Genomic DNA, 20,757 nt, shown 5'->3' with positions numbered 1-20,757 from the left:
TCAGAACTCCTTGAGGCTCAGTAATCCGCGGACCCGTTCAAACGACAGCACCGGACCGTCCTTACAGACAAAGGTCGATCCGAACTGGCAATGGCCACAATGTCCGAGCGCACATTTCATATTTCGTTCCATCGAAAGGTAAATGGACTCGTCTTCAACACCGGCATCCCGCAATGCATTGACCGTGAAACGCATCATGATTTCCGGCCCGCACACCATGGCCACGGTGTCTTCAGGGTCGAAATCCAGCGTTGGCACCAGCGAAGGAACCACGCCAATCTTGCCCGGCCAGTCACCACTGGCATGGTCCACCGTAATATGAACTTCAATGTCCGGACGTTTGTTCCATTCCTCCAGTTGCCCGGCATAGAGGATGTCGTCGGGACTGCGTGTGCCGTAAAGCAGGATCACCCGGCCGTACCTCTCCCGATGGCGCAATACGTGATAGATCGCCGGTCGCAAGGGGGCCAGCCCTAACCCTCCAGCCACGATCAGCAGATCCGCGCCCTCGCCTGCCGTCATCGGCCAGCCGACACCAAACGGACCACGCAGGCCAACCGTATCCATCGGTTTCAAAGCCGCCAGCTTGTTGGAGACCGGCCCCACCGCCCGCACCGTGTGAACCAGGGTCTCTGTCTGTCCGGCGTCACCGCTCAGGCTGATGGGCACCTCCCCCACACCAAAGATATAGAGCATGTTGAACTGCCCTGGCAGAAATGGTCGGTGGCCAGCCTGGCCAGACTCCAGCTCCAACGTCCAGGTAGTCGCCAGTTCCTGCTGTCGGCGCAGGACCCGCACCGGCTCCGGTACCATCAGGTCGTCTGCCATCACTCAGGCTGCTCCGGAGCGCCATAAACATCGAGAATCTGCATCTGTGTCGCGTGCAGCCGGCTGGTCAGAATCGGCAGCAGGCGTTTCAGGACGTCGTAGCCCAGAACCGGGTCGTCATCACACTTTTTCCGCAGACAGTGGGCATCCATAGCAATGGCACGAGTCAGCGTGATGGCGCGGGCATCGTAGGCCCAATGATAGGGTGGCAGAACCCAGGATACTCCCACCAGATCACCGTCATGGAGAGTCTGAAAACGAACCGACGGTTTCCCCGGCACTGCGATTTCCAGGGCCACCTGGCCATAACGGATCAGATACAGGTAATCGGCATCTCCGCCTTCGTGAAACAGGTATTCCCCCGGGTTGAACCGGACATTGCGGGCGCAGCCGCAGACCAGATCACAGAACTCGCCGTCCAGACCGTGAAAAAACGGATGCTCGCAGACGATCTGGGCAATGTTTTTCATTCCTTGTCCCTCGATGACACATCATCGTGAATGGCGCGAACTTCCTCCGTGATATCAATACCCACCGGGCACCAGGTAATGCAGCGGCCGCAACCGACACATCCCGAAGTACCGAACTGATCCACCCAGGTGGCCAGTTTATGGGTCATCCACTGACGATAGCGGGACCGGGTTGAACTACGCACACTGCCGCCATGGATATAGGAAAAGTCCGACGTAAAGCAGGAATCCCAACGCCGGCTGCGCTCCGCGGTAACGCCCTCCAGATCCGAGGTATCTTCCACGGTGGTGCAGAAGCACGTGGGACAAACCATGGTGCAGTTAGAGCAGCTCAGACACCGGTCGGCAACCTCATCCCAGCGCGGATGCTCGAGGTTATCCATCAGCAAGGCAGGGATGGCGGTTTGCGGCATGCTCCGGCCCATCTGGCTGCGGGTTTTCTCCACCACCGCAGTGGCCGCCGCCTGATGGGCCTCTGTCGCAGGCTCCCGGGGCAATTCGGCCAGAATTTCCGCCCCCTCCTCTGAGCCTGACCGAATCAGGAACAGGTGGTTGTCACCATCAAGAAGCTCAGTGAGGACCAGGTCGTAGCCTTCTTTGACGTCAGGCCCGGTATTCATGGAATCGCAAAAGCAGGTGCCGCCCGCCTCGGAGCAGTTGAGCGCCACCAGGAAAGCCTGCTCACGACGTGAGCGATAATGGGGGTCGGCATACTCGTCCCCCATCAGCACGCGATCCTGAATGCTGATGGCCGCCAGTTCGCAGGCGCGCACTCCGATGAAGGCGTATCGGGGCGGTTCATCCCGCGCGGGAACAAAGCGCAGTTCATCCCCGTTGCGGGTCGCCTGCCAAAGGGACACTTTGGGTGGGTGAAGAAAACGTTTCCAGCTGTGGGGCCCCACGGCGTATCCGAACAACGCCTCGTCCGAACGCCGTTTCAGTCGATAGTGGCCGCCATCCTGTTCATCCGTCCAGCCCGCAGGAAGCTCGTCGGTACGGGCTAATTCCTCGTACACGATAGCCTGGTCCCGAACGGTCGGCCCTACAACCGTATACCCGCGCTGTGCCAATGCATCCAGCAAGCACTGCAAGCCTTGCCGCGTAATAACAGAGCCATCGTCGACATTGTCCATGAGGAGACCTTCCATGATTGGCAATCAGACAATCACGAACCCGCTAATTGCCCTCTACAAGCTTTGGCAAGGCGGGGGGTTTTGTCAAAGATGGGGAGGGTGACAGGCGCCATTCTGGCGCCCGCAAAGTGATCAGGCGGGCTGAAACGCCTGACCAAGCGCCCGGATACAGGACATCGGTTGATCGATTAACGGTACATGGCCGCTGTTCTCAAGCGTCACCAGCCTGACGTCGGGAATCAGGTCCGCCATGACAGCCTGACCTGGCCAGGGGTACATTTCCGAGCGGCGGCCAGCCAGCACGGTAGTGGGCACGAGCAGCTCAGGCAGGAACGAACGGAAATCGTATTCCCGTTCGGCGTAGGCCCGCATGTGCTGGTACAGGGTGTACCAGTTCTCGACCGGCACCAGCTGTTGGGCTACTCCGGGGATTCGCATCAACCGCCCCGCTGCCCATTTCATCCAGCGACGGCTGAGGGCAATTTCCATGAAGTCTGCCAGATCCTCATGGAACTGCTTACGCAGGGCCTTTGGCAATTCGGCAAATGGCGTCTCGGGATCAAACCGCTCCAGTTGCTCCAGCAACGGCCACCAGGAACGGATTCGCTGAGGCCCCTGCTCGCCAAAAATGCCCCAGGGCCAGCCTGGGCCGTGAGCAATCCGCGGTGACTGGTCAATGTTGACATAGTGACGGACCGCGCGTGAGCCGAACAGCTCCAAATAGCGGAGTGACGTGCTCGCGCCCATGGAAATTCCGCCCAACCCGACCGGCTCACCAACGCTGTATTCGCGAACCACCGCGTCAAGATCCCTGGCATGACTGGTCAGCACACAGGGTTCACTGCAGGTCAGACGGGAGGACCCACCAAACCCTCGCAGGTCGGGCAGCACGAAACGGAACCGGTGGGCCAGGGGCAAGATGATCGGCAACCAGTGGCGGCTGTCCATGCCAAAACCGTGAAGCAGGATAACCACCGGGCCGCGCCCGATTTCCCGCACCTTCAGCCTGGCGCCATCGTGTGCTGTTACTCGTGCCATGTCTGTGTGGACTCCGCCTGAATGAAGGCGCTATTGTCCACATGGGGATGGTGCCCGCCATGGGTTGCAGGGCCAATGACACTCCTGATACGAAATTGAGGCACAATGGAATTCACCTTTCTCGGCACATCCGCCGGAACACCGACACGATCACGCAACGTGACCGGCCTGGCCCTGTGCCACTCCGGCCCCAAACCCTGGTACCTGGTGGACTGCGGTGAAGGCACCCAGCACCAGCTGCTGCGTACCCGCTACTCCGTCATGCAGTTACGGGCCATATTCATTACGCATATCCACGGCGACCACACCTTTGGCCTGCCGGGCCTACTCACCAGTGCCTCCATGCTTGGCCGCACGGAACCGCTGGATGTCATTGCACCGGTCCAGGGGCAACGTTTCATCAATGCGGTGATCGAAAACAGCGACTCCAGCCTCAGCTATCCGCTGAACTTCATCGATTCCGAAGCCGCGGGCTTCCACTGGCAGGATGAACACTTCGAGGTTACCAACGTGGCGCTGTCCCATCGCATACCCTGCCGCGCCTATGTGTTCACTGAGCGTAACCTGGAGCGACAGTTGCTGCAGGACAAGCTCCGGGCGGATGGCGTGGAACCCGGGCCCGGCTGGGGGGAATTGCAGAAAGGACAGGACGTACTGCTGGAGGATGGCCGCCTGCTCAGGAGTGAAGAATACACACACGTTCCCCGCACGGCTCGCCGCCTGATCGTTGCCGGCGACAACGATAGCCCGGAGCTGCTGAGCGATGCCTGCAACGGCAGCCATGTGCTCATTCATGAGGCCACCTATACCCAGGATGTGGCCGACCGGGTCGGTCCCTGGCCCCAACACAGCTCCGCCGAACAGGTGGCCCGGTTTGCCCAGCAGGTCCAGCTACCCAACCTGGTGCTGACGCACTTCAGCTCCCGCTACCAGGCCGGACCCGGCGGCGCGCCCCATATCAGCCAACTGGCGGCTGAAGCCATGCAGCACTACCAGGGCCAGCTGTTTCTGGCCCGGGATTTCGATACCTACCGGTTGGAGAAAGACCTGTCACTGAATTGCCTGACCACCAACTCAACGACCTCATAAAAGGTCATAAAATCGCAGGAAAATGGCAGCTTTCAGTCGTTTGGTCCAGACTAGGGTTAAATACGAAGTTAAGCTCCGACAGGGTGTCAAGGGCCAGTCATGATAAGGATGCATGGAGAGTACCGCCGGCATTTGCGATCCGGGATCAGAGTTCCGGTCGTTCTGAAGTACGCCAATCACATCATTAAAACCATTTCACTGGATATATCGGCCGGCGGGTTACGCCTGAAAAGGCCGGAGCGGGTGTATATCCGCCCCGGCGAGGTCATTGACGTCAATTTTCCCGACAATGCCGATATGAAGGTAGCGGCAACGGTGGCGTATACCGGCAAGTCCCACATTGGTCTGCAGTTCTATCGCAGACGCTTTTCCGAGTACGAACTAAACGAGCTCTATGGCGCTGCTCCCACCTGGCAACGACTGACAGCCAGAAGCAAGCGCGCACTCTGGAAGAGCAGCCGCCGGTTTGCGGTTTTCCTGGCCAACACCTACCTTCGGTCTCTCGTTCATGCCCTGGCCAGGCCGCAATTTCTGTTTGCGGTGTACGGTAACAAGCAGCAGGTCGGATCCTATTTTACGCCGGGTATGGCGAAGCGTATGCCGTCCAATGTGGTGCTTGGCTTCATTCGCAATGCGGACATGCGTGGGCTGATGGTGGCGTCGCAATTCCTGGAACATGAGTTACAGGAGGATCCCGAAAAAGTCCGACTTTACCTGGACCGATTACAGCGGGACTACCCCAACGTTCAACGAATCGCCCTGGTCGGACGGCTCCCTAACTTCGTTATGAAAGCAGGCATGGAGATCACCGAACCGCTGGTGGAAGGGAGCCTGGGAACGCGATACATGATCTGGGACGTGGCGCGGCAAATGCGTGAGCGCCCCCAATACAGCCAGCAAACCAGCATTGTCGTGCTGGGAGGCGCCGGGCGCATCGGCAATGCCGTGTGTCAGGATCTCACCGGCTTGTATGACAAGGTGATTGGGTTTGATCCCCGCTATGAGGAAGACAGGGAAATCGCCACTGACCAGGGCACGGTATTACAGACCTCCTCACCACCCCATCTACAGGACGAAAAGCTTTACATTAGCCTGACCCACCATGGCGATGCCGTACTGGAGCTTCAGCAACATATCACGCCAGGTGCGTTGATCGCGGATGATACCCACCCCTGTATCAGTCTGACGGCCCGGGAACGCCTGCAGGAAAAGCAAATCGCAGTGGAAAAGGTGGTCCTTTCACACGAGGAATTCCTGATGTGGCCACGCATGCCGGCCTGGAACAACCGGGATATTCCAGGATGTTTAGTCGAAGCCCTGGTCCTGCTTCGCCAGCCGGGCATCGGGAAAAGCGATTTTGCCGCGTTTTGCCAGGAAGCCGAGTTTCTCGGCTTTGCCGGCCGCCTTGTCAGTCCTCGGAATGAATAGGATGAACAGGAATGCATCAACGCAACCAGTGGGCAGCGGGATTCGTGGCGATATCCCTTTTATTTGCCCTCACCGCCAGTGCCAGGGAACTGACGATCCAGGACGAGGCGATCCATTACAGCTTGAACCACCACATCGAGTACTTTCTGGACGATGCCTCAACCCTTGATCAGGTTCTGCAGCGGGAACAGTGGCAAAAAAAACCTAACGACGGCGTACTGAACCTGGGTTTCACCGGCCAATCAGTCTGGCTCAGGACCTCCCTGACCATCCCGGAACCTTTGACCCGCCAGTGGTACCTGGTGATTCCATACCCCCTCCTGGAGGAAGTGGATCTCTATATATTGCGTGACAAACAGCGGCCAGCGCTTTACCACACCAGTCGACAGGAGACCGAAAACCAGCGGGAACAGGTCCACAGCTACCAGGTGGCCCTGCCGTTGCCCCGCGACCTGAACGGCGAGGTGGAAATGTTTCTGCGGGCGAAGTCGGCATCATCACTGCAAGTGCCGCTCGAGCTTTGGCGCGAGGACCACCTGCTCAACCAATTTTCACTGGAAAGCCTCTATTGGGGCGCCTACTTCGGCATATTGTGTGCTCTGGTGATCTACAACCTGTTCCTGTTTCTCTCCCTCAGGGATCTGGCCTACGGCTATTACGTGCTGTACATCGGCTCGATCAGCCTGCTGATGCTCTGCATCTCGGGGGTCGGCAGTGCCTGGATCTGGGGTGGCCAACCATTGCTAACTCGTTATGCCTTGCCCATCAGCACCGCACTTGTGTCTTTTTTCGCGCTCACGTTCGCGCGCAGCTTTATGAAATGGCAGGACATTTCTTCCCGCTGGGATCGCGCCATGAAGATCGCGGCCGGACTGGCCGGGGTACTGATCATCTACACCTGGGTCTCTCCCATAAACGGAGCGCTGTTCGCCGGACTGCTGGGCGCCCTGGTGATTGTGCTGCTGATCTCCGTGGGGGTGGCCGGTTTGAAGGCTGGGGTCGCCATTGCCCGTTATTTTGTGTTGGCCTGGACTACCTTTGCCCTGGGCGCCGGCCTGTATTTACTGAACGTCTTCAACTTTATCCCGGTGAACTTCGTCACCAACCATGCCATGCAATTTGGCTCCGCCGCCGAGGTCCTGCTGCTTTCCTTTGCCCTCGCACATCGCATCAAGGACGAACGGGCACGCAAGTTGGCTGCACTGAAAAGACAGCAAACGGCTGAGCGACAGGTCCGGGATCTGGAGATGCAATCCCTTGAACAGGCCATGCACGATTCCACCACCAGGATGCCCAATGCCTCACTGCTCAATCAGCAGTTACAAATAATGATGAGCCAGAACAAGCGGGTCGCACTCACGCTGGTCCACTACCCGCAGATCAAGGACATTGCATCCAGCATGGGTCACAGGCTGGCTGAGGAAATGTTTTGCCAGTTGATCAAGAAGCTCAACAATACGCTGGCCGGGCTGGACGGTGTGGTCTGCCTGGAAAGCCGGCAGCCCGCCTATATTGCGATTCCCGAATTCGGTTCAGCAGCGTTCTTGGTTGATCTCAAGCAGATGGAGGGCCCGCTGGAGCCCTTCATCAATCAGATGGTGGGTAATCATGACATCTCCATCCATGCCGTCAGGGTGCCAGTATTCATGAACCTTTACTGTGGTGTGGCGGTTTCCCCGGAGCATGGCGACAGCGCGGAAATCCTGTATCAACACGCTTCGGCGGCACGGGATCGCAGCGAATCAAGCAAGGTTCCCGTGCAGGTCTACAATGACGAGATCTCCGATTTCGCGCGGCGCCGCCTGGACCTGGTGACGGCCTTGCCGCCGGCGATCGAGGCCGGCGAGCTAGAACTTTACCTGCAACCGCAAATGGACCGCACTGGCGAGGAGCTGGTGGGCGCGGAGATACTGATGCGGTGGCACAGCCCGCGGTTCGGGGCAGTGCCCACCGGGGAAGTGATCGAGATCGCCGAAAATGCCGGCTTGATGGATCTGCTCTCACGCCACATCGTCACCCTGGCCTGGAGGACCATGCAGACGCTGCAGGAACGAGAGCTGGACATTACCTGCAGCATCAACCTTTCGGTTCAGAATCTCACTAACAGCCACTTTGTATCCTTTGCACTGGCGGGCATCAGGGAACACGGCATTCCAATGAATCGCGTGATCTTCGAAGTGACGGAGACCTCGATGATGCACAGCATGGACGCCGTCATCGGGTCACTGCTTCAGATTGCCAATAGCGGCTGCAAGGTAGCCCTGGATGATTTCGGTACGGGCTACTCCTCCCTGGCCTACCTGAGCCGCCTGCCCATCCACGAGCTGAAGATCGATCGTTGCTTCATAAGCCAGATGTGCTCCAGCCAGAATGACCTGGGAATCGTCCAGAGCACCCTGAAACTGGCGCATACCCTCAACCTGGAAGCCGTTGCTGAAGGCGTGGAGGACAATCAAACCCGGGAGCTTCTCACCCAGCTGGGCTGCCACCGGCAGCAGGGCTACCTGTTCGCCAGGCCAATGCCGCTGGAGAAATTCTGCGAATGGGCAAAGGCTCGAACATTAAACCGAGAGGCCATCAGGACGAGAAATCGCCGCCCCTCCTGAAACAACTGTTCCGATTTACTACTAATATGCTGCGAAAATGAAACACCGATCACGAAAGTGACGCCTCGTTCATTTCCATTTCACTGAGTGTCTGCTACGTTTCAATTCGGGTTAGCAACCCGATCAAATACAAAAACAAAACAAGGTTTAATCAACTATGTTCAGAACACTCCAATGCACCTTCCTGATGCTATTGGCATCCATTCTGTTTCTGCCTCTGTCCGCCCACGCGGTAGAAGACACACTCGACTACGGTCTGTACTGGTTTGACGGCAACAACAATTCTGTCAAAGCCGTTGAAGCTGACGGTACTGTCAACAACGTACCACGCAAATTCTACGATCCGTCAAAACCGACAATCATTCACTTTCACGGCTGGCAGCCAGGATCGGCCACCCGCGGTGACGGCTACGATCGGGAAGACTTCCGCTTCGTCTGGGGTAATGAAGACGTCATCACGTCGACCTCCTGGAAAAACAAGGGCTGGAACATTGCCTACTTCTACTGGGACCAGTTTGCTGACGAAAGTGAAGTAAAAGATGCCGAAGCCAAGATGTGGACCGCCAACGGTCCTCGCGGCATGCGGTATCGGCTGAGTGACGGCTCCTACAGCACCCTGCACTCACCCACCAAATCCGTGGGCCAGATCGCCTTTGAGCAGGTGACGGCGGCCCTGGCCGGCAACACCTCCTATTACGTGCGCTTGTCCGGACACTCACTGGGCAACCAATTGGCAACCATCGTCGCAGGCAAAATCAGCGATGCGGTCTATGCCGGTGACGCTGGCGCGAACGTCATCGTTGATCGTCTGGAGCTGCTGGAACCGTTCTGGTCGAAGGATGGCAAGGAGTACCTGGGCGATGCCAATGGTGATGGCAACCTGGATTGGAATGGCGAACGCACTCGCTGGACTGTCCAGAAGCTGATGGATCGTCACAACCTACCCGTGAGCGCGTACATCTCATCCAACATCAACGACCTGTGGATCGGTGACAAGAACCAGCCGTTACGCGAAATGGTGACTGAGATGTGGCACCGTTACTGGTACCTGTCGGATGAAGTAAACAAGCACAATCACGTTGTGCCGAACTACTTCCGCTCAATAGCCTCTGCGCCCCCGGAAGAAGTAACCATCAACTGGTGGGGCCAGCGCGAACCAACCGGTAAGGACGCGGCGAGCGCCAGTACCGAGGACAGCCGTGTGCTTGAAATGATGAGCGACACGAACTATTGGGATCAGGTGGAAGGTCGTTACACCGCTGATCCGGAAGACGATCAGTTCGAAATAAAAAACCACTGACCCCCCTGGAAACCGCGGGGCATTCCCGCGGTTTCGCCCCCTCCCCACCGCCCTCCGAAAGTGCGCTAAGGCCACAAGAAATGGCCATATTTTTCAACAAACTAATCCATACCGGTTTTTTTACGTAACCTGAGAGTACAGTTATAAACTCGAAACGGATGAATCAGTTATGCGCACGCTGTTGATTGCTCTTGTAGCAGCCACCACTCTCACCGCCTGCACCGGCGGCAACACCAAAGAAGTCACCGCAACCGCCTACAACTCTGTCAACAGCCAAACCAAAGCCGGGGACCCAACCCTGACCGCCTGGGGCGACACGCTGAAGCCCGGAATGAAAGCCATTGCGGTATCACGAGACCTGATTGAAGACGGCCTGACGCACGGCACGGAAGTCACTATCGACGGTCTGCCAGGCACCTACATCGTTCGGGACAAAATGAACAAGCGATGGAAAGACAAGATCGATATTTACATGGGAGTGGATGTGAAAGCGGCCAGGGAATGGGGTAAACGCACCGTCACCATTTCATGGGAAGGAAACGAGTAGAGCGCACCCAATCCCAGGACATCAGCTCAGAAGATACTCTTTGGCCTCATTAATACGGGCTGCCAGATAGTTACTTCCTCCATGGTCCGGGTGAACCTTCTGCATCATCCGGCGGTGAGCCTGAATGATCTCTTCCCGACTGGCCCCGGGCTCCAGCCCGAGGATGTCCAGGGCCTCGCTTTCGGTCAGAGGACCGCTGGCGTTGCCGGCCCTGCCACGATCGCCGGATTCCCCATCGTCAGCGCCAGTCGGGTCGTCAGCTCGCCATGAGTCGCCGAACCGGCGGTCGAGGTAGGTTTCCAGCAGCCGGGCAGAGTCCTCGTCATGTTCCCGACAATATCGTAACAGCTCGATAAATTCGCTCTCGCCCAGATCCGCCAGTTCCCGCCCGGCCATGGGGCCCTTCAGGATCTTGCCGCTCATGGTTCCGGAGTCATGGTCCAGACTCATTTCGAGAATGTCGCTGGACACATGGGATTGATTGCCCGGTTTGGCCTTTGCTCCCCCAGCCATGCCTCCCGTCAATAAGGATGGCAGCACCCGGCGCAGCAGCGGGTAAAGAAACGCCAACAACGCAAACACAAAGTGCAATCGGCCGGTAACGGCCAGCAGAACCACCATCCCGATTCCGGCAATCAACGCCAGCTTGATAATGGCCGGTTTGCGTTGGCTGGGCGGCTGGTTACGCAACCAGACCCACGCGACAACCGACAATAAGATAACCAGCAATGTTACTAATGGCACTCGGATACCCCAGGCTCACCGGCCCATCGATGGATTGAAGACGAATTGGAAAAAGCGCTATCTGATCTGCCGGGTCAGGCGCCTGACCTCCGGGGAGCTGCGGCTGGAAAAGTCCTGCAGGGCCCGGGTGCCCCCGGAAGCATAGACCGCAACAGCAGCCATAAGATCCTTGAGAACCTGCGGGCTGTTGCGATCAAAGGGGGCGTAGGCGCCTCCGGACAACTTGCTCACCTGCTGGAACACCGCCCTGGCATGGGCATCGTCCCCCTCATGAAACATGAACACCGGCGTTCGCAGCATACCCAATTCGCCGGCGGTATGGCACAGCTCGTCCACCGACTCCTCGCAACAGTCCCCGATAAACACCACGGCCTTGACGGGCTCTGCGCGGGTTTCTTTCACAGCGTGGGCCAACACCCGGCTGATCTGGGTACGGCCACCCAGGCAGGAAACGCCGTTCATCAGATTCAGTAACTGACTGGTCTCGGTGACAAACTTCGTGGCCTTAAACTCGCCAAAGCCACGGTAGTAACAAAGCTGAATGGCCAGACCACCCAGATCTCGGGTCTCCAGGAACAGCTCACTCTGCAAGTGGCAGGCCTGATCCCAGGTCGCCTCCCGGCTCGCGGTCGCGTCCAGGGCGAAAATCAGCCGGCCCAGCCCTCCACCCTGCTTGGGCAACGTGCGGACCTGGTGGATAAACTGGTCGATAGACTGTTTATCGGATTTGGTGCGTAGCTCTTTGTCGGACATAAGCTTCTAAAAACCACCTGGGCTGGCCAAACTAACACTACAATCGTAGGGCAAAGACATCGCAATTCACAGGCCCAAAAGTGGGGGCAGCATCGTGTTCAATAGGCGTTGCTTTCAAACTATAGCTCGTGCGCCATCGTTGATTTTCCCTCTGGCGGTTCTTCTGGTAGCCGCCCTTGCTCTGCCACACTCTGCTCAGGCCTCAGACAACTTCTATCTGCAGTACCGCCACTGGCAACCTTACGACTGGCCGGAAGACGTGCCGTCGGCGACCGAAGTGAGCCGCTCTCAACGCGGACTGGGCTGGCGTCACCAGGGCAATGCAATCAAGTTCGGCGTTGATTACGACTATCAGCCTCTGCGCATACGCAGCGGCGCCCCCGCACACAACGGCCATCTGCACCGGTTGACCTTCGGTGGCCAATGGCAGCTCCGGCTTTACCGCGTGGAAGCACGGGCAGGCCTTGCCGGTACATCCAACATGTTCAAACATCAGGAATTTCATAGTGACGTGGTGAATGGCCGTGTGGCCATGTTCCGGGCCGTGAGTGAAGACTCGCCCCTGAGTCTGGGCGTCGGCGGCGATCATCGCTTCGGCTCCTTCCGCTGGCTTCCCAGGGTACGTTGGCAGCACGCAAGTGAGAACGGCCAATGGCTGATCGATCTGCCTGTCATGCTGCGATGGCAAAGCCCCGGCGAACGCTGGGAGCTACGTCTGGAACGTAAGGGGGATCGTTGGGCCACGCTTGATAAAGCCCGGGAGGTCGAAAGTGCGCTTTATCTGCGCGAGTGGCGAACGGAGCTGACGTATCGGATCGGCTCAGGTCGACAATGGTGGCCGTCGGTGGTTCTGGGAATTGGTGCGAGCGTGGATACCCGCGTCCGGTATCGGGATCTGGACGCGGGAACCCTGGATCTACGTCTGGGCGATGCCCTTTTTGGGACGATAAGGCTCGTCTGGTAGCTGTTACAGCTTCGCCAGTGCCTCAACCACCGGCGTGTCACCGGAAACCACATCGAAGACACGATTATCAGTGTTGTCCGAATCGAGCACCGCCAGCAGCACGCGGGCAACATCCTGGCGTGGGATCTCGCCGAACGCCTCCAGCTTCGAGCTCAACGCAACCTTGCCCGAACCATCATCATTGGTCAGCCGGCCTGGCCGAACAATGGTGTAATTCAGACCACTGCTTTTCAGATGCTCATCGGCGTTACGTTTGGCCCGAAGGTAATGACGGAGTTTCTCCGGCCCCTTTTCCGGCTCCTCGGCCCGCATACTGCTGACCATGATAAAACGCTCTATGCCCATGGCCCTGGCTGTATCCACCAGCCGGATAGCACCCTCCTGATCCACATCAATGGTTTTATCCGGCCCGGTGTGAGGCCCTGAGCCTGCGGTAAATATGACCACATCGCAGCCTCTCATGGCCTCGCTGCAGTCCTGCTCCAGATCGCCCAGCACCGTTTCCGTGGCGCCCAGCTTTTGCAACTCCGGGCCCTGCTCCGGGTGCCGTATCAGGGCCCGTGCCTCATGATCACTGTTGGCCATTTCCTGCAACAGGTATTGCCCGATTTGCCCGTTGGCGCCCGCTATAAACACATGCATGGGGGATCTCCTGGTTAGCCGATTGGTATTGGTATCTTTTATCGCTGAGTGTACTGCACTGACGTTAACAGGCAGCGAAAGCCGAGGCGGCCGTCAGCCCGCCAACGCTGCCCGCACTTTCTTGCTCAGATGGCCCATATCGACCCTACCAAGTACCTGGGGCCGCAGGTGGTTCATAACGCGCCCCATATCCTGCATTCCCTGGGCGTCGGTTGAGCTGATGGACATGCGAATCAGGCCGTCCAGATCATCCTCGGTCAGCGCGGCGGGCATGAATTCCTCGATAATCACCATTTCCGCCCGTTCCTTGTCGCCCAGCTCCTCGCGACCGGCCTCATCGTATTGACTGGCGGCATCGCGGCGTTGCTTGAGCATCTTGTCCAGCACCTTCAGAACATCCTCGTCAGACAGGTCGCGGCGTTCATCAATCTCGATCTGTTTGACCGCGGCCTGGGCCATTCGCAGGGTGACAAGCCGCGTCTTGTCCTTCTCCCGCATCGCGTTTTTCACCGCGCTGTTCAGCTGTTCCTTGAGGGATGTTTCCGCCATTACCGACCTCCTGTTCTATGGGTTACTGTATGGTTTATGGGGACGGCCGCCGCAAAATACAAAGGGGGGCAGAGTGACTAAACTTTCCCGGAAAGCGACACAAAGCACACGGGCGGTGAACCAAAAAGCCATTAACAGAGTAGTCTGCTAATCTGTCCATTCTTTTGATGCGAACGGAGTTTCTGCATGATTACAGTTCACCACCTCAATAATTCCCGCTCACAACGCGTTCTCTGGATGCTGGAAGAGCTGGGCGTGCCCTACGAGATTCAGCGTTACGAGCGTGATCCCCAAACCATGCTGGCGCCCGCAAGCCTCAAAAAAATACACCCATTGGGTAAATCACCGGTGATCACCGACGGCGATCTGGTGGTGGCCGAATCCGGCGCCATTATCGAATACCTTGCCCACACCTACGGTAAAGACACCCTGCTGCCGGAGACTGGCGGCCAGGCGTGGCTTGATTACACGTACTGGCTGCATTACGCCGAAGGCTCGTTGATGCCGCCGCTGGTGATGCGCCTGGTATTTCAAAAGGTTAAAACCAGCCCGATGCCGTTTTTTATCAAACCGGTGGCCAAAGGCATTGCCGACAAAACCACTGAAACATTCATCGGTCCGATGATCAAAACGCATCTGGATTTTGTCGAATCCCACCTGGCGAAAAACACCTGGTTTCTGGGGGATGAGCTCAGCGCGGCGGATATCCAGATGAGCTTTCCGTTGGAAGCCTCAGTCGCAAGGGGTATCGTTGGTAAAAACCGCCCTCATATCACCGCCTGGGTGGAACGGGTACACGCACGACCGGCCTACCAGAGGGCGCTCGAAAAGGGCGGAGAATATGACTTTGCCTGAGTAGACGGTCAGCGGATAACAAAGGACAGAACTCTGTGACACCAAACCGCTGGGCGCCATCGTTGCGCCCCCAGAAGCTGCCTTTCCGGCGTCGCCTGACCCGGGCCTCCGTCGCTTTAATCTACCGGCGGACAAAAGAGGGTGGCGTGGAGTTGCTGTTCATCCAGCGGGCCCGTCGGGAAGGCGATCCCTGGTCCGGGGACATGGCCTTTCCCGGCGGCCGCATGCAACCGGAGGATGCCACTCCCCGAGCGGCCGCCGAACGGGAAACCCTCGAGGAAACCGGTGTCGATCTGATACGCCATGGCCGCTTCCAGGCCCGGCTCTCTGACCTGATTACCCGCCATCACAGCCGCTGGCGACCGATGGTCGTCACGCCCTACGTATACGAATGGCAGGGAACACAGCCTGTCACGCTGAACCATGAAGTCGAGCGAGTGGTGTGGGTTCCCCTCGACTACCTCGCAGCCAGGGAAAACCAGAGCAGACTGCCCTGGCGCACGCCCATCGGCACCTTGAAATTCCCCTGTTGCCGATATCAGGATTACTGCATCTGGGGGCTGAGTTATAGCATGTTGCAAGAGCTGCTGGCGCTGGACATGATCGGCCAATAACCAGGATGCCCGCTCCTGGTTTTGTTTATGCCTCGTAGACGTCGCGCAGTGTCAGCATACTGAAATCCGGAACCACGCCCAGCCCAGGGCGATCACTCAGCGTCATTCGGCCACCGGACACTTCGGGGGCACCGGTGGCAAGCTGAGTCGTGTTGTAATTGTGAAGATCCGTTGTGTTCAGCAAAGCCCTGGCCGGTGTACTCGCTGCCAGATGGGCATAGGCTGCCGTGGCTATGCCGCTGCCCCACGCATCTTCGATTGTCATGGGTATTCCGGCATCCACGCACACATCCCGTATGATTCTGGAGGGGGTCAGGCCACCGAACTTGCTGACCTTCAGGGCCATCGCATCCATGGCATCGTCGCAGAGGGCCCTTTGTACATCGGCCAGGGAGTTGAGGCTCTCATCCAGCTTGACGGGATGCCCGATCCGCCGTCGGACCGACAGGCATTCCTCATAGCCTCGGCAGGGCTGCTCCAGATAAAGGTCCACCCCGCCGATCGCCTGCGCAAAGCGCACAGCCTGATCCCGCCGCCAGGCTGCATTGATATCTCCAACCCAGAGTTCATCCGGGTGTTTGAACTTGCTCAGAGCCCGGATCAGGTCGATGTCCTCCTCAACCCGATGCCCCAGTTTGATCTGAATGTGCCGGAATCCTTCAGAACGATAGCGTTGCAAAGACGCTTCCATCTCGTCCGGCTCATCCAGGGGAACAATCCTGTGCAAGGGCATGGAGGGCACCTGGAGTCCCCCCAGTAACGTGTAGACAGGCAGTCCGGCCGCTTTGCCCAGTATGTCCCAGCAGGCGATATCAATGGCAGCCTTGGCAACAGCGTGCCCGGTCAGCGCCTGATCCATGCGCTCATAGATGAAAGAGGTCTGGCGTGGATCTTCTCCGATGACAACGGGTGCCAGCAAAGACAGGCACGAAGGGAGCCCCTCGGCAAAAGCGGCCATGTAATTGGGGCCGCAGGGACAAACCTCGCCATAACCAGTAACGCCCATATCCGTGGTCAACACGACCACGGTACTGGTAAACCTTTTATGTGATCGCCCACCCGCAAAAGCATACGCCTTGCCGGCGTATTCCAGGTCTGCGGTATACACTTCCACACTCGTGATACGCATGATAAGCCTCCCGATCCAGGCAGATTGGGCCTCTTATCATCATAGTCGGCACCTGGCTCCCGGGCGCGGCGTATTCGCCATTGACCACCTTTATCCGGACACCGCAACTTTGCCCACAACGCCAAGCAGAAACCCCGCCAGCGCTCCCAATGCTGGCGCCCAATGCTTCTTGAGCTTTGCCTGTGGCGCAATATCCTGAAAGATGAGATACAGGATTCCCCCCGCTGCAAACAGCATAATACCGGACACAACCTGTGGGGCATCCGACAGCAGAAAGTACCCGCCAGCACCCGCTGCCGGCCCTAACAGCGCCATAAGGGCAACCCCCCCAACGATTTGCCGGTTGCGGTAATGGGTCACTCTCTTCAGCTCGCGATAGGAATTGAACCCCTCCGGAACGTTCTGAAGGGCAATGATGCCTGCCAGCAAAACGCCGCCCTCACTGGAGACCGAGAACGTTGCACCCAACGCCAGGGCCTCGGGCACAAAATCGGAGAGCATCGCCACCAGTTGGCTTGCCGGGGTATCGTTGGCCGATAACCACATATCCATCCCCATGAACGCGATTCCGCCAGCGGAAAAGCACGCAACAATCGCCGGCAACGGCAGATTACGGGTGCCCTCAGGCACCAGAACCAACGCCACGGCTGCCAGCAACGCGCCTCCGCCGAAGGCGATCACACTGTGACGAACTTCGGTTTCCAGCCAACGCGGGTGGATCCGCTCAACCGAGGCAATGACCGCTCCCAGGGGCATTGCCAGCCCCGCCATGAGTGTCAGCAGAAGAATCTGTAGCAGACCGTTCGTTTCCAGCATTGGAACCATGCACACTACCTGCCTTAAGCTTTATCGCCGTATATTAAACAACGATTCCATACTCAAGCCCCGCCGGCAAACTCAGCCTCTGGCAACACCAGCAACAGACCGAGTGTGGCTCGAACAAAGCCCCTGATTTCTGCAACAATGCGGCTAAATCCTTCACAAGAGCAACTCCATGCCCTATCAGTTTGAAGACCTCAAAAAGACCTGCGCGACCGAATGGCGTGACTACATTGAACACAGCTTTGTTCGGCAATTGGGAGATGCCTCACTGGCTGCGGAGGCATTCCAGCATTACCTCAAACAGGACTACCTGTTCCTGATCCAGTTTGCCCGCGCCTTTGCCCTGGCTGCCTACAAAAGCCCGACCCTGTCGGACCTGCGGCAAGCCAAAGACGGGCTGCAGGCCATTCTGGACACCGAGCTGGACCTGCACATCCAATACTGCAACGAGTGGGGGATTTCAGAGGACGAACTGACCAACCTGCCGGAAGCCCGCGCCACCCTCGCCTACACCCGCTATGTGCTCGACACCGGCAACCGCGGCGATCTGCTGGACCTGCATGTGGCCTTGTCCCCCTGCATGGTGGGCTATGGCGAGATTGCCAACTGGCTGAACCGCCGCGCGGACACCGTCCGGGGCGACGCCAATCCCTACGATGCCTGGATCGCCATGTATGAAAGCGACGAATTCCAGGACGCCATGCAGGCGGAGATTTGCTGGCTGGATGAACGACTGGCCGACGTGTCCCCTGCCCGCTTCGAGCAACTGACCCGAATATTCAGGGACGCCACCCGGCTGGAGATCGACTTCTGGGACATGGGCTTGAACCTGAGCGACTGAGCAGCCTGTGACACAGCCCAAACGAGTCTAACTCGCCGGCCCCTAAGTGTTCTTCCCGGCCGGGGAACACCAGACCATCGTGGCCGAGCGTGTCACTACTGTGCGGCGTTTAACCCCTGATAATATTGGTCGTGGGTCGGACTATAAGGCCCCGGTGGCAGCCCATTCACGCCGTAAAATGCAGCCGCATTGGCCTGCCGCGTTAGTGGGAGATAATTCGGTGCCGCCCTCTCAGCCGCCGCTGTTAAAGCCATCGAGATAAGATCGACCAGCGGGTTACCCGTGCTGTTGTTGTCAGGGGTGTAAGTCATTCGTTGACGGGCGGACCAGAGCTCAGCTCCGTCTGCATTGACAATCCGATACTCGAAATCCACTTCTGTTGTGGTCGCCAACACCATGTATTTGGACGTCCACTCGTGAATAGTCACATACAGTATCGAATCTGCTTTGAACAGATTTGCCAGCTGTTCAGGCGGGGCAGCATGGGTTTCGGCAGGCTCGTAATACCCCTCGTATTCCAGCAAAGTTTTTACTGTGTTTACGGGGAAAACATAATAGCCCTTCTCCGCAAGATAGTAAGGTAACGTTGCCAATAGCGAGGTTGTGCCCTGCACATCGGTCGACATATTGACGGGAGGCACCACCAGAATCGACTTGGGCGCCGCATTGTGGAATGCATCGAGACGGTTTGTATTAGCTGTCGTGGCGCAGCCAGTGACTAACGCGACCATGAACAACACGAGGCACAGCTTCAACGTTTTCATTGCCGGGCCTCCAGGTTTTTGATGAGCATGCTGAGCATCGGCCGGCTTTCAGGCCACGCATCGTATTCCAGCTTGTAGAATTTGATTGCGGAATCCACGTCACCCTGCTCCAGCATGAAAGTGCCCGCCTCTGCAAAAAGGCCCGGTGCAATGGGGTGTTCAGGCGTACCCCCGGTTTCGACAAACTCCATGTAATTTTTCAGAGCTTCCTCTTTCAACTCTGGCTCCTGATAAACGACAAACAGCGTTTCCTGGTACTGCCCCCACTCGTACAACCCCTGATTACTGGCACATCCGGCCAACAAAACAAACATCGACAATGTGAGAAGAAAACGTTTATTCATGCGGCCCTACCTTAAGAATCCTGTTAACCCCGGCACCGAGATAAATCTCCTCGTGATAAACCACCTCACCGTCGGACAGAAGTTCAACCTGATGGGTGCCATCAATGATTTTCAGCAGATTCTCACCGGCCTGGTATTGACCGACATAACCATAGGACACTCCATCGATCCGGAGCTTGTAGTATTCCGAAGCCACTGATGGCAACTCGAAGGCAATACCCGGGCGATCATCAACAACCTCGGTATTTCGGGTGGGCGTCTGGACACAAGCCGTCAGGGTGAAACAGATGAGTAACGCGAGCAGAATCTTCATTACTTCTTCTCCTTGACGCGCAGTTCACTCAGATCATGGCCTTTCAACGAACCTTCAGAGATTTCACCAATTGCCCCCTGATCCAGAGGATCGTCGCCAAACAGTCCGACGACTGTCAGCTCGGCAACTTCCTTACCTGGCAGGGAGATCACCGTACCCGTCGTTTGAGATTTCACTTTCTTGCCTCGTGTCTCGACGGCAAAAACCATCCCTTCGCGGACCCCCTGGCTTTTACCTCCGCTGATATAAACGAGGCCGTCTTCCTGGGCAAGAACATCGGCCGTCCATGGTTTTTCAAGGAACAGCCCTGTCATCTTGTCCACGGCCGCTGTAACAGCCGCGGCAATCGCCTGATCATTCAGACTACCGTCGTATCCTGCCGCAGAGCCAAACCCCATGGTGCGGGCCTGTTCAGTCGATGAAGAACCGGACCCTGTAACTGAGGCGAATACCCGGCCGGTCGTCACGTCCACCAACCGAAGATCCACGGTCGCCGTGGCTTCCTGTTTCTTGGAAGAGGACAAAAAGCCGCGTTCGCCTGTCGTGGCGCGACCAAATTGGGTCAGCGAACCAATGACAAGGGTGTCGACACCGGTGATAGAAATTTCCTGGCCCGACAGTTCCGCTTCCTTGCTCAACAGCTCAATATCCGGTCGCTCAAAAACCAGATAACTTTGGCTGTTGGCCAAAGCCTGCAAGAACATGTCCGTTACCTTTGACCCCAACTGATCTTCAGCATTGGACCGAAGCAGGCTGCGACCATAATTCGTTTCATTGGAAATTCGACCAACCGCAATTTTTCTCTTTAGAGTTAATCGCTTGGACTTGCTTTCTTCTAATGCGGATTGCTGAGCAGCTCTTTGCTGTTCAGCAGAGATGGCCGGTTCGACTTCCTTCATTTGAGGCGCTTGTGTCGCACAGCCTGAAAGAATTCCCAACACCAGCCAGGGAAGGATCTTTTTCATCAATTGGCTCCTTAACCTG

23 protein-coding genes are annotated in these 20,757 nt (G+C 57.5%); 9 read left to right on the top strand and 14 right to left on the bottom strand.

Features of this window, described 5'->3' with window-relative positions:
- The 4 genes from Q0Y21_RS02750 to Q0Y21_RS02735 form a co-directional block, all read right to left on the bottom strand.
- A complete protein-coding gene (locus Q0Y21_RS02750; RefSeq protein ID WP_297792486.1) occupies positions 1-828 on the bottom strand; it encodes an FAD/NAD(P)-binding protein in 828 nt (275 codons plus the stop codon).
- Positions 828-1,298 carry a cyclic nucleotide-binding domain-containing protein gene (locus Q0Y21_RS02745; protein WP_297791299.1) on the bottom strand — a complete coding sequence of 157 codons (471 nt, stop codon included), beginning with the start codon at positions 1,296-1,298 and terminating at the stop codon, positions 828-830. Before Q0Y21_RS02745 ends, Q0Y21_RS02750 begins: the two co-directional genes overlap by 1 nt.
- Positions 1,295-2,431: a 4Fe-4S dicluster domain-containing protein gene (locus tag Q0Y21_RS02740; protein WP_297791297.1), complete on the bottom strand. Its 1,137-nt coding sequence runs from the start codon at positions 2,429-2,431 to the stop codon at positions 1,295-1,297. The genes Q0Y21_RS02745 and Q0Y21_RS02740 overlap by 4 nt, the downstream gene beginning before the upstream one ends.
- A gap of 132 nt (positions 2,432-2,563) precedes the next feature.
- Positions 2,564-3,469, bottom strand: coding sequence for an alpha/beta hydrolase (locus tag Q0Y21_RS02735; protein ID WP_297791296.1), 906 nt, complete (start codon positions 3,467-3,469; stop codon positions 2,564-2,566).
- A 105-nt stretch (positions 3,470-3,574) separates the two neighbouring features.
- Between Q0Y21_RS02735 and Q0Y21_RS02730 the strand changes: the two genes are divergently transcribed.
- The 5 genes from Q0Y21_RS02730 to Q0Y21_RS02710 all read left to right on the top strand — a co-directional run bounded on the left by Q0Y21_RS02730 (position 3,575) and on the right by Q0Y21_RS02710 (position 10,439).
- Positions 3,575-4,558 (top strand): ribonuclease Z, encoded by a 984-nt coding sequence (locus Q0Y21_RS02730; protein ID WP_297791294.1) that lies wholly within the window; start codon positions 3,575-3,577, stop codon positions 4,556-4,558.
- Between the two features lie 99 nt (positions 4,559-4,657).
- Positions 4,658-5,986: a PilZ domain-containing protein gene (locus tag Q0Y21_RS02725; RefSeq protein ID WP_297791292.1), complete on the top strand. Its 1,329-nt coding sequence runs from the start codon at positions 4,658-4,660 to the stop codon at positions 5,984-5,986.
- Positions 5,987-5,997: 11 nt separating this feature from the next.
- On the top strand, positions 5,998-8,592 hold the full coding sequence (locus Q0Y21_RS02720) for an EAL domain-containing protein (RefSeq protein ID WP_297791289.1): 2,595 nt from the start codon (positions 5,998-6,000) through the stop codon (positions 8,590-8,592).
- 157 nt (positions 8,593-8,749) lie between these two features.
- Entirely contained in the window at positions 8,750-9,892 is a 1,143-nt protein-coding gene (locus Q0Y21_RS02715) for a hypothetical protein (protein ID WP_297791288.1), read from the top strand.
- 169 nt (positions 9,893-10,061) lie between these two features.
- The gene (locus Q0Y21_RS02710; protein WP_297791286.1) at positions 10,062-10,439 is read left to right on the top strand and encodes a hypothetical protein; all 378 of its coding nucleotides are present in this window, start codon (positions 10,062-10,064) and stop codon (positions 10,437-10,439) included.
- A gap of 21 nt (positions 10,440-10,460) precedes the next feature.
- On the opposite strand, the gene Q0Y21_RS02705 is transcribed toward Q0Y21_RS02710, so the two are convergent.
- Both Q0Y21_RS02705 and Q0Y21_RS02700 read right to left on the bottom strand, forming a co-directional pair.
- Positions 10,461-11,183 (bottom strand): DnaJ domain-containing protein, encoded by a 723-nt coding sequence (locus Q0Y21_RS02705; RefSeq protein WP_297791284.1) that lies wholly within the window; start codon positions 11,181-11,183, stop codon positions 10,461-10,463.
- A gap of 57 nt (positions 11,184-11,240) precedes the next feature.
- A complete protein-coding gene (locus tag Q0Y21_RS02700; protein ID WP_297791282.1) occupies positions 11,241-11,936 on the bottom strand; it encodes a VWA domain-containing protein in 696 nt (231 codons plus the stop codon).
- Between the two features lie 139 nt (positions 11,937-12,075).
- Here Q0Y21_RS02700 and Q0Y21_RS02695 point away from each other — a divergent pair, with 139 nt between their 5' ends.
- Complete coding sequence (locus Q0Y21_RS02695; RefSeq protein ID WP_297791280.1) at positions 12,076-12,900, top strand: hypothetical protein; 825 nt, start codon at positions 12,076-12,078, stop codon at positions 12,898-12,900.
- A gap of 3 nt (positions 12,901-12,903) precedes the next feature.
- Here Q0Y21_RS02695 and Q0Y21_RS02690 read toward each other — a convergent pair whose 3' ends face one another.
- Both Q0Y21_RS02690 and Q0Y21_RS02685 read right to left on the bottom strand, forming a co-directional pair.
- Positions 12,904-13,542 (bottom strand): SDR family oxidoreductase, encoded by a 639-nt coding sequence (locus tag Q0Y21_RS02690; protein WP_297791278.1) that lies wholly within the window; start codon positions 13,540-13,542, stop codon positions 12,904-12,906.
- A gap of 93 nt (positions 13,543-13,635) precedes the next feature.
- On the bottom strand, positions 13,636-14,091 hold the full coding sequence (locus tag Q0Y21_RS02685; protein WP_297791276.1) for a GatB/YqeY domain-containing protein: 456 nt from the start codon (positions 14,089-14,091) through the stop codon (positions 13,636-13,638).
- 186 nt (positions 14,092-14,277) lie between these two features.
- On the opposite strand from Q0Y21_RS02685, the gene Q0Y21_RS02680 reads away from it, so the two are divergent.
- Both Q0Y21_RS02680 and Q0Y21_RS02675 read left to right on the top strand, forming a co-directional pair.
- Positions 14,278-14,946, top strand: coding sequence for a glutathione S-transferase (locus tag Q0Y21_RS02680; protein WP_297791274.1), 669 nt, complete (start codon positions 14,278-14,280; stop codon positions 14,944-14,946).
- A 35-nt stretch (positions 14,947-14,981) separates the two neighbouring features.
- A complete protein-coding gene (locus tag Q0Y21_RS02675) occupies positions 14,982-15,560 on the top strand; it encodes a CoA pyrophosphatase (protein WP_297791272.1) in 579 nt (192 codons plus the stop codon).
- A 25-nt stretch (positions 15,561-15,585) separates the two neighbouring features.
- Here the strand turns inward: Q0Y21_RS02675 and Q0Y21_RS02670 are convergent, their stop codons facing one another.
- Complete coding sequence (locus Q0Y21_RS02670; RefSeq protein ID WP_297791271.1) at positions 15,586-16,689, bottom strand: enolase C-terminal domain-like protein; 1,104 nt, start codon at positions 16,687-16,689, stop codon at positions 15,586-15,588.
- A gap of 90 nt (positions 16,690-16,779) precedes the next feature.
- Positions 16,780-17,514: a divalent cation transporter gene (locus Q0Y21_RS02665; protein ID WP_297791269.1), complete on the bottom strand. Its 735-nt coding sequence runs from the start codon at positions 17,512-17,514 to the stop codon at positions 16,780-16,782.
- A gap of 169 nt (positions 17,515-17,683) precedes the next feature.
- Here Q0Y21_RS02665 and tenA point away from each other — a divergent pair, with 169 nt between their 5' ends.
- The gene (gene tenA / locus Q0Y21_RS02660; protein ID WP_297791268.1) at positions 17,684-18,352 is read left to right on the top strand and encodes a thiaminase II; all 669 of its coding nucleotides are present in this window, start codon (positions 17,684-17,686) and stop codon (positions 18,350-18,352) included.
- Positions 18,353-18,447: 95 nt separating this feature from the next.
- On the opposite strand, the gene Q0Y21_RS02655 is transcribed toward tenA, so the two are convergent.
- From Q0Y21_RS02655 to Q0Y21_RS02640, 4 genes are read right to left on the bottom strand one after another with little or no spacing between them, the layout of a single operon-like run.
- On the bottom strand, positions 18,448-19,116 hold the full coding sequence (locus Q0Y21_RS02655) for a GNA1162 family protein (protein ID WP_297791267.1): 669 nt from the start codon (positions 19,114-19,116) through the stop codon (positions 18,448-18,450).
- Complete coding sequence (locus Q0Y21_RS02650) at positions 19,113-19,460, bottom strand: DUF4810 domain-containing protein (RefSeq protein WP_297791266.1); 348 nt, start codon at positions 19,458-19,460, stop codon at positions 19,113-19,115. The genes Q0Y21_RS02655 and Q0Y21_RS02650 overlap by 4 nt, the downstream gene beginning before the upstream one ends.
- Positions 19,453-19,773, bottom strand: coding sequence for a hypothetical protein (locus tag Q0Y21_RS02645; protein ID WP_297791265.1), 321 nt, complete (start codon positions 19,771-19,773; stop codon positions 19,453-19,455). Before Q0Y21_RS02645 ends, Q0Y21_RS02650 begins: the two co-directional genes overlap by 8 nt.
- The gene (locus tag Q0Y21_RS02640) at positions 19,773-20,738 is read right to left on the bottom strand and encodes a CsgG/HfaB family protein (RefSeq protein ID WP_297791264.1); all 966 of its coding nucleotides are present in this window, start codon (positions 20,736-20,738) and stop codon (positions 19,773-19,775) included. Before Q0Y21_RS02640 ends, Q0Y21_RS02645 begins: the two co-directional genes overlap by 1 nt.
- Between the last annotated feature and the right edge of the window lie 19 nt (positions 20,739-20,757).

Source organism: uncultured Marinobacter sp., assembly GCF_947259545.1.
Lineage (GTDB): Bacteria > Pseudomonadota > Gammaproteobacteria > Pseudomonadales > Oleiphilaceae > Marinobacter.
Note: the sequence above shows the minus strand (reverse complement) of the source record. Positions and strands in the feature narration are given on the sequence as shown.